This is a genomic window from Candidatus Egerieousia sp., from assembly GCF_056211015.1.
In genome coordinates this window covers 1-7274 of record NZ_JBAELF010000103.1, presented here as the reverse complement: position 1 = coordinate 7274, position 7274 = coordinate 1, and the positions used below count along the sequence as shown (strand labels likewise).

The following is a 7274-nucleotide window of genomic DNA, read 5'->3' as shown; positions in this document are numbered from 1 at the left end:
CTATTATCTGATCGACCGTTAGCTTACTCTGTTCAATATCCATAATTTGTGCCGTTCAACATGGCAAAGGTAAGGCCTTTTCAGTTGAAATCAGTCAAAATAGCCCTCAAAAATCAGTCACCGGGTGAAATAGAGCGAATTCCGATGCCAGCTGACGCATCTTTCTGTCACTTATTCTCATTCACTTAACCCGCCGCCTCAAGTGGCCGACTCAACTGCTAAATTAAGGCAAATTATTTGTTTGCACAATAGTAAGCCCGGAATTTTCAACGATATCTTCAAAAATCCTTCCATTTTGCCTAAACCGAAATTCAACGTCCACAATGGTACATCCTAAACCACACTCTGACAAGGTTACGCGTGGACGATGAGGCAATTTTGCCTCAACCTCCACGCCAATCCGCCTCACAAGGCCATTCAAGGCCCATCAGCGTGGACGGTGATTTTCGGTTCAGCCATGACTAGGCACAAAGATGCCATACGAAAGCCACAGCTGCTACCTAACATTGATAGAAATTTTCAGCCAACTGTGGAATTGATTGATTTCAATATTCTGTATAACTGCAAAAGATTACTGGGTGACTTGCATCACCATAAATGAGATTCAGGACACCCTCCGGATATTCATTATTCTGAGGTGATGTATAAAGTCAGGAAGAAGGCTCATGAAAAAACCGGCCAGGATTTTCTGACCGGTTTTGTTTTTCTACAAATAGCTCTTGAGCAATTTGCTTCGTGCGCTATGTCTGAGTCTGCGGATGGCTTTCTCCTTTATCTGTCTTACGCGCTCACGCGTGAGACCGAAATACTCGCCAATCTCCTCAAGAGTCATTTCCTGAGTTCCGATTCCAAAGAAATACTTCACAATGTCACGCTCGCGCTCTGTAAGAGTTGATAGTGACCTTTCTATCTCCTTGTTCAATGACTCGTTAACAAGACCTCTGTCCGCATTCGGAGAATCTGTGTTTGGAAGGACATCCAGAAGGCTGTTTTCCTCACCCTCAACGAACGGAGCGTCAACTGATACGTGACGGCCGCTTACGCGGAGTGAATCAACAATCTTCTCTCTTGGGATATCCAGCATTTCAGCCAGCTCATCCGGTGAAGGCATGCGTTCGTTCTTCTGCTCGAACTGTGACAGCGCCTTGTTGATTTTGTTCAAGGACCCCACCTGGTTCAAAGGCAATCTTACAATACGGGACTGTTCAGCCAAAGCCTGGAGGATGGACTGTCTGATCCACCAAACGGCGTATGAAATGAACTTGAATCCTCTTGTCTCATCAAATTTCTCAGCAGCCTTGATGAGTCCGAGGTTACCCTCATTGATAAGATCCGGAAGACTTAAACCCTGGTTCTGGTACTGTTTAGCCACTGATACTACAAACCTAAGATTGGCTCTTGTGAGTTTGTCCAGTGCTTCCTGGTCACCCTTTCTGATTCTTTGGGCCAGCTCAACCTCTTCCTCTACGGTTATAAGTTCCTCCCTGCCTATCTCCTGCAGGTACTTGTCCAGAGATGCGCTCTCTCTGTTGGTAATTGATTTAGTTATTTTTAACTGCCTCATTGTACTATAATAAGCCCGCAAAAATAAGCTTATTTCCCTAAAATCCAAAACTTATTTGACTCAAGTTTCGCAAGCCCTCGCGAGTTTTTGAAAGACAATAAACTAAATGCTTGCGAAACTTGTGCTACTTGCTAAAACCAGCCAAATGGATCGGGATTGCCATATTGAGGCTGCCTCTGAGGCTGTTGCTGGTACTGGCGCATCATCATCTGCCTGTTGCCCATATACTCGTTGGAATCCATTGCCTGCAGTACAAGCTGAATGTCAAGCTGCTTTCCGTCACGCGACACGCTGATATTCACACCATCGCCAGGTCGGTGGATATTGATCCTTTCCTGAAGCTCGTTTGCGGAAGTGATCTTGTGGCCGTCAACTGCTGTGATGATATCATTCACCTTGATGCCCGCCTTCTGCGCAGGTCCGTTCTGCACAAGTTCCGTGACAACTGCTCCCTGTGTCTTGTCGCTCACTCCAAGATATCTTGCCACTTCTGTGTTGAGTGTGGTCATCATGACTCCGAGCTGGGCTCTCTGCACCTTGCCGTACTGAAGCAGGTCGGCAACTATTTTCTTCACAATTGTTGAAGGGACTGCGAATGAGTAGCCTGCAAAGGCTCCTGTAGGTGAAGCTATCGCAGTATTGATACCTACAAGCTCCCCCTTGAGGTTCACAAGAGCGCCGCCGCTGTTGCCCGGATTCACTGCCGCATCGGTCTGGATGTATGACTCTATCTTGTTGCCGTTTCCATTGTCAAGAGCCCTGCCCTTTGCACTTACTATTCCGGCTGTAACGGTGTTGTTCATGCTGTAAGGGCAGCCTATTGCAAGCACCCACTGACCAAGACGCAGGCTGTCGGAATCGCCCATGGGAATGGTTGGAAGGCTGTCCGATTCTATCTTGATAAGAGCAATGTCCGTAACGGGATCGCTGCCCACAACGCTTGCAGAGTATGATTTCTGGCTGTTCAAAGTTACCAGCAGCTGAGTGCTTCCCTCAACTACGTGACTGTTGGTAACGATATATCCGTCCTGAGTTATGATTACTCCCGAGCCGCTGCTCAAGGATTGCTGAGGCTGAATGTCGTAACCGAAAAATTGCTGCAAAAATGACATATTGCGCGGAACGGCTGTCTGTTTGACAACTTTCACGTTCACCACGGCATCAACGCTGTGTTCAGCCGCATATACAAAATCAGGTGCATTACCTGCGAACACTCCGTCATATTCCAGAGCGGACGCAGTGGAACAGTTTTCAGATTCACCCGGACGTGATGCGTTCATACAGGAATGGCGTGCAATGGCAGCCGAACAGACACAACTGACAACAACACTTGCCAATACAATCAGAATATTTTTTTTCATAAGCTGAAATATTTAAAAAAACCGGAATTCTTTTCGCAAAAATTATGCCGTTTTTTATTATCTTTGCTTGGTTAGATATATAATGTTCAATTTGAAAACAAATTAAAATAAAAATAATATGAGATTCATAGTTTCAAGTACGGACTTGCTGCAATTGCTCCTTACAACATCAAGAGTGATAGCATCAAAGAACTCCCTCCCGATTCTGGACAATTTCCTTTTCAGACTCGATGAAAACAAACTTACAGTCACCGCATCTGACATGGAAACAACCATCAGGAGTGCAATACAGATAGAGGAAGTTGCGGAAGAAGGTGAAATAGCAGTACCTGCAAAACTTCTCACAGACGCAATCAAGGAGCTGCCTACACAGCCAATCGAGTTCTCAACCAATGCAGACAAACAGATTGCAAACATAGTATGGCAGAGCGGAAACGCACAGATTCCTTTCCTTTCCGCTGAGGAATATCCTCAGGCTCCTGCTCTCAAGGAAGCAAAGGCTCTTGTAATGGACGCAAAGGTTCTTGCAGACGGAATCAACGGAACCATATATGCAACGGCCGAAGAGGAACTCAGGCCTGTAATGAACGGTATCTTCTTTGACATCACGGAAGATGACACCACTCTTGTTGCATCGAACGCCCACAAGCTTGTATGCTTCATAAGGAATGATGTCAAACTGAGTGAAAAGGCTTCTTTCATTCTGCCTAAGAAACCGGCCAATATATTGAGAGGTGCTCTGGCAAAGCTCGGTGACACCGATGTTGTGATTTCATTCGACAACAAGAACGCCTGCTTCACATTTGCTGACACAACAGTTGTGTGCAGACTGGTTGAAGGAACATTCCCTGCTTACAGGAGCATCATTCCCAAGAACAACACCAATGTCATAACAGTTTCAAGAACCGAACTGCTCAACGCCTCAAAGCGTGTGGCCGTATGCTCAAGCCAGGCAACCGCCCAGATCATTTTCCGTTTGAGCATGAACAGGATTGAAATCACCGCCCAGGATGTTGACTTCTCAACAAGCGCAAAGGAAACCATTCTGTGCAACTATGAAGGCATTCCTATGGAAATAAGCTTCAAATCAACTTTCCTCATTGAAATCCTGTCATCACTTCCATACGATGATATCTGCATAAAGCTTTCAGACTCCAACAGAGCCGCCTTGATTGAAGCGGCAGTGGACGAAAACCCTGACGAAGCAATCCGCGCTCTGCTTATGCCAATGAGAATCAACTAGTATTGGAGGTACATAAATAATATGGAACTGAATCTTAAGAATCCCATAGTGTTTTTTGATATAGAAAGCACAGGTCTTGACATAGCCAGGGACAGGATTGTAGAAATAAGTGCGGTAAAGGTGATGCCCGACGGAAGGGAGGAGATAAAGACAAAGAAGATCAATCCAACAATCCCCATCTCCCCGGAGGCGCAGGCAGTTCACGGAATATCGAATGAAGACGTAAAGGATTGCCCTGTTTTCAAGCAGATAGCAAAGAGTCTGGCCCAGTGGATGGAAGGATGTGACATTGGAGGATACAATTCCATAAAGTTCGACATTCCTCTCCTGGCGGAAGAATTCCTCAGAGCAGGTGTTGACTTCGATTTCAGGAAGCGCAAGCTCGTTGACGTACAGAACATATTCCACAAAATGGAACAGAGAACCCTTGTTGCCGCATACAGATTCTATTGCAACAAGGACCTGGAGCAGGCTCACAGCGCAGAGGCCGACACTCTTGCCACATACGAAGTGCTCAAGGCGCAGCTTGACAGATACCAGGATACATTGAAGAACGACATAGGCTTTCTTGCGGACTTCTCGCTCAAGAACAGAAACCTGGATTATGCAGGAAGGATTGTCCTCAACAACAAGGACATACCTGTAATCAATTTCGGCAAGCACAAGGGAAAGGCCGTTGAGCAGGTTCTCCGTGAAGAGCCGAGCTACTATGCCTGGATAATGCAAGGGGACTTCACGCTTGACACAAAGAAGGTGTTTACCGAATTGAAAATAAAGATGCTCAGGAAATGAACATTTTCGTGTCAGACAGAACAAGCGGAAACTGGTTCCTGCGCCCGGATGCCACTCTGAACAAGGACTGTTCGGATTACTGGCTACCAGACGGCCTGGACTACGTGATTCCTGTTCCTTTTGCATACATAAGGATTGACAAAAACGCCAAAAGCGTAGCCCCGGTATTCGCAAAAAGATACTACAGCACCGGCGGTCACGGAGTATATCTGTACACAGACCGGCTGCCTTTCTGCATGGGTCAGTCGCTTGATTTCAGCACATTTGTAAGTCCTTCCTCTTCCACCGGCGATAGTCTGGCAAATTACATTCCCGAGCTTGAACAGGCCTTCAGCAATATCAGTTCCCTCTGCTCATTGAAAAGCGGAGATATGGTATGCATAGCTCTGGAAAATGAGCAGCGCAAGCTTTCCAGAGGCGAAGGCTACAGTTTCATGGACATAAAGTTCAGTGTAAAATGAAGAAAACTCTGGCCAAACTTATTCTCTTTCTGGCAGTGTTGTGCCATATCTGCGCCTGCGGCAATGGCAGCAGCAATGCAAGTGACAGCGAAGCGTGCAATTCAATATCTGTTTCAGACGAAAGCGAATATTTTTCCATTGACGAACAGAACAATATCCTTACCATAAAGGAAGTCTGGAACAACGGCCGCAGCGAATCTTATGACATTTCCTCAATCAACACAGAAAGGATTGTATGCATGTCATCATCACATGCCGCTTTCCTTTGTGAACTTGGCTGCCAGGACAACATTGTTGGAATAGCAGGTACCAGATTCATTTACAATCCTCAGCTTCAGGACAGAATCCAAATGGGTCTGATACAGGAAGTAGGTTCCGAGTCTCTTCCTGACTATGAAATGATAATCGCGCTCAAGCCTACTCTTGTAACGGCATACGGAATAAGCGGTTCCGACAACAGTTACATAGAAACGCTGCGCAGATACGGTCTCACGGTCCTCGTTCTTGACGATTACCTTGAAGCTTCACCACTTGGCCGGATGGCATACATCAAGCTGTTCGGCGCAATAACAGGACATACGGCACAGGCGGAGTCCATCTACAATACAGGTGCGGAAAAATACAATGCCATACGTGATTCAATTGCCAGGGCCTTAAGCGGTTCAGAGAAAGTGAAAGTATTGATGAACGCTCCTTTCAAGGGTATATGGTACATACCCGGCGGGCGCAATTACACGGCAAGAATGATAAATGATGCAGGAGGACAGATACTTGGTTCAAAACCCGATGCAGTGAATTCCAGTACGGAAAGTCTTGAGAGAATGCTGGCGCTTGCCTCACAGGCACAGGTATGGTTCAATCCGAATACTGCAACAACAATATTTGAAGTCATTGAACAGAACCCTCTGCTCAGTGACATACCGGCTGTGAAGAACCTTCAGGTTTACAACAACAACCTCCGCCAGCGCGAGAACGGAGGCTCCGACATCTGGGAAAGCGGCTATGTCCATCCCGAGCTCATCCTCAAGGACCTGGCCATGATCCTACACCCTGAAATCTTCAATGATAACGGAGAATTGTTCTATCACAGGAAACTTCAGTGAATTAACATACTATCGCAGTAGAATAATAAAATAATTCAAGTATATGAAAAAAGGACTTTTACTGGCGTTGACCGCCATTCTGTTGAGTGTCGGTACTGTTTTTGCTCAGCCATCGAAACAATATGTGACTCCGGTTGCTCAGCCGGATCACGAGGATTGGATTTATAAATGCGGCGAGACAGTGAACATTACCCTGTACGCAGTAAAGGAGAATGTCATGATGCCGAATACCGTAATTGAGTATTCATACGGTCCTGAGAAGAACGCTCCGGTTTTCACCGGAAAGGCTACCACAGACAAGAACGGTGTTGCAAAAATCAAGTTTCCGGGTGCAAAGAAACCGGGGTTCATCACTGTGAACACTGTTGTGAAGTATGACGGTGTAGAATACAAGGGTATGACAAATCTTGGCTTCGAGCCATATTCAATCCTGCCTACGACCACTCTGCCGGATGATTTCAAGGAGTTCTGGGATAAGACTCTGGAAAAGAGTGAAAAAGTTCCGATGATAAGCAAATGTACCTGGAGCAAAGAACAGAGTACAGCCGCCGCCGATGTATATTTCGTTCAGATTCAGTCATACAAGCCCGGTAATTACGTATATGGTGTGCTTACAGTGCCAACAACACGCAAGGAAGGCGAGAAACTCCCGGCAATTCTACGTCTGCCAGGTGCAACGGTACGTGCATTCAGCGGCCCTAACGATCTTGCAAAGGAAGGCTTCGTTGTTCTTGAAATAGGTGTTCACGG

At 46.2% G+C, this 7274-nt stretch carries 7 protein-coding genes; 5 read left to right on the top strand and 2 right to left on the bottom strand.

All coding sequences use genetic code 11. From position 1 onward, the window contains the following. Positions 1 to 706 precede the first annotated feature (706 nt). Together AC06L3_RS07290 and AC06L3_RS07285 are read right to left on the bottom strand one after the other, a co-directional pair. Entirely contained in the window at positions 707 to 1564 is an 858-nt protein-coding gene (locus AC06L3_RS07290; protein ID WP_475669958.1) for a sigma-70 family RNA polymerase sigma factor, read from the bottom strand. 131 nt (positions 1565 to 1695) lie between these two features. Then, positions 1696 to 2925, bottom strand: coding sequence for a S1C family serine protease (locus AC06L3_RS07285; RefSeq protein WP_475669957.1), 1230 nt, complete (start codon positions 2923 to 2925; stop codon positions 1696 to 1698). A 118-nt stretch (positions 2926 to 3043) separates the two neighbouring features. On the opposite strand from AC06L3_RS07285, the gene dnaN reads away from it, so the two are divergent. The 5 genes from dnaN to AC06L3_RS07260 form a co-directional block, all read left to right on the top strand. Next, complete coding sequence (dnaN, locus tag AC06L3_RS07280; protein WP_475669956.1) at positions 3044 to 4168, top strand: DNA polymerase III subunit beta; 1125 nt, start codon at positions 3044 to 3046, stop codon at positions 4166 to 4168. Between the two features lie 21 nt (positions 4169 to 4189). Then, positions 4190 to 4960, top strand: coding sequence for an exonuclease domain-containing protein (locus AC06L3_RS07275; protein WP_475669955.1), 771 nt, complete (start codon positions 4190 to 4192; stop codon positions 4958 to 4960). Then, positions 4957 to 5421 carry a hypothetical protein gene (locus AC06L3_RS07270; protein ID WP_475669954.1) on the top strand — a complete coding sequence of 155 codons (465 nt, stop codon included), beginning with the start codon at positions 4957 to 4959 and terminating at the stop codon, positions 5419 to 5421. The genes AC06L3_RS07275 and AC06L3_RS07270 overlap by 4 nt, the downstream gene beginning before the upstream one ends. Continuing rightward, positions 5418 to 6524, top strand: coding sequence for an ABC transporter substrate-binding protein (locus tag AC06L3_RS07265; RefSeq protein WP_475669953.1), 1107 nt, complete (start codon positions 5418 to 5420; stop codon positions 6522 to 6524). Before AC06L3_RS07270 ends, AC06L3_RS07265 begins: the two co-directional genes overlap by 4 nt. A 43-nt stretch (positions 6525 to 6567) precedes the next feature. Next, a partial coding sequence (locus tag AC06L3_RS07260) for an acetylxylan esterase (RefSeq protein WP_475669952.1) occupies positions 6568 to 7274 on the top strand: 707 nt, incomplete at its 3' end.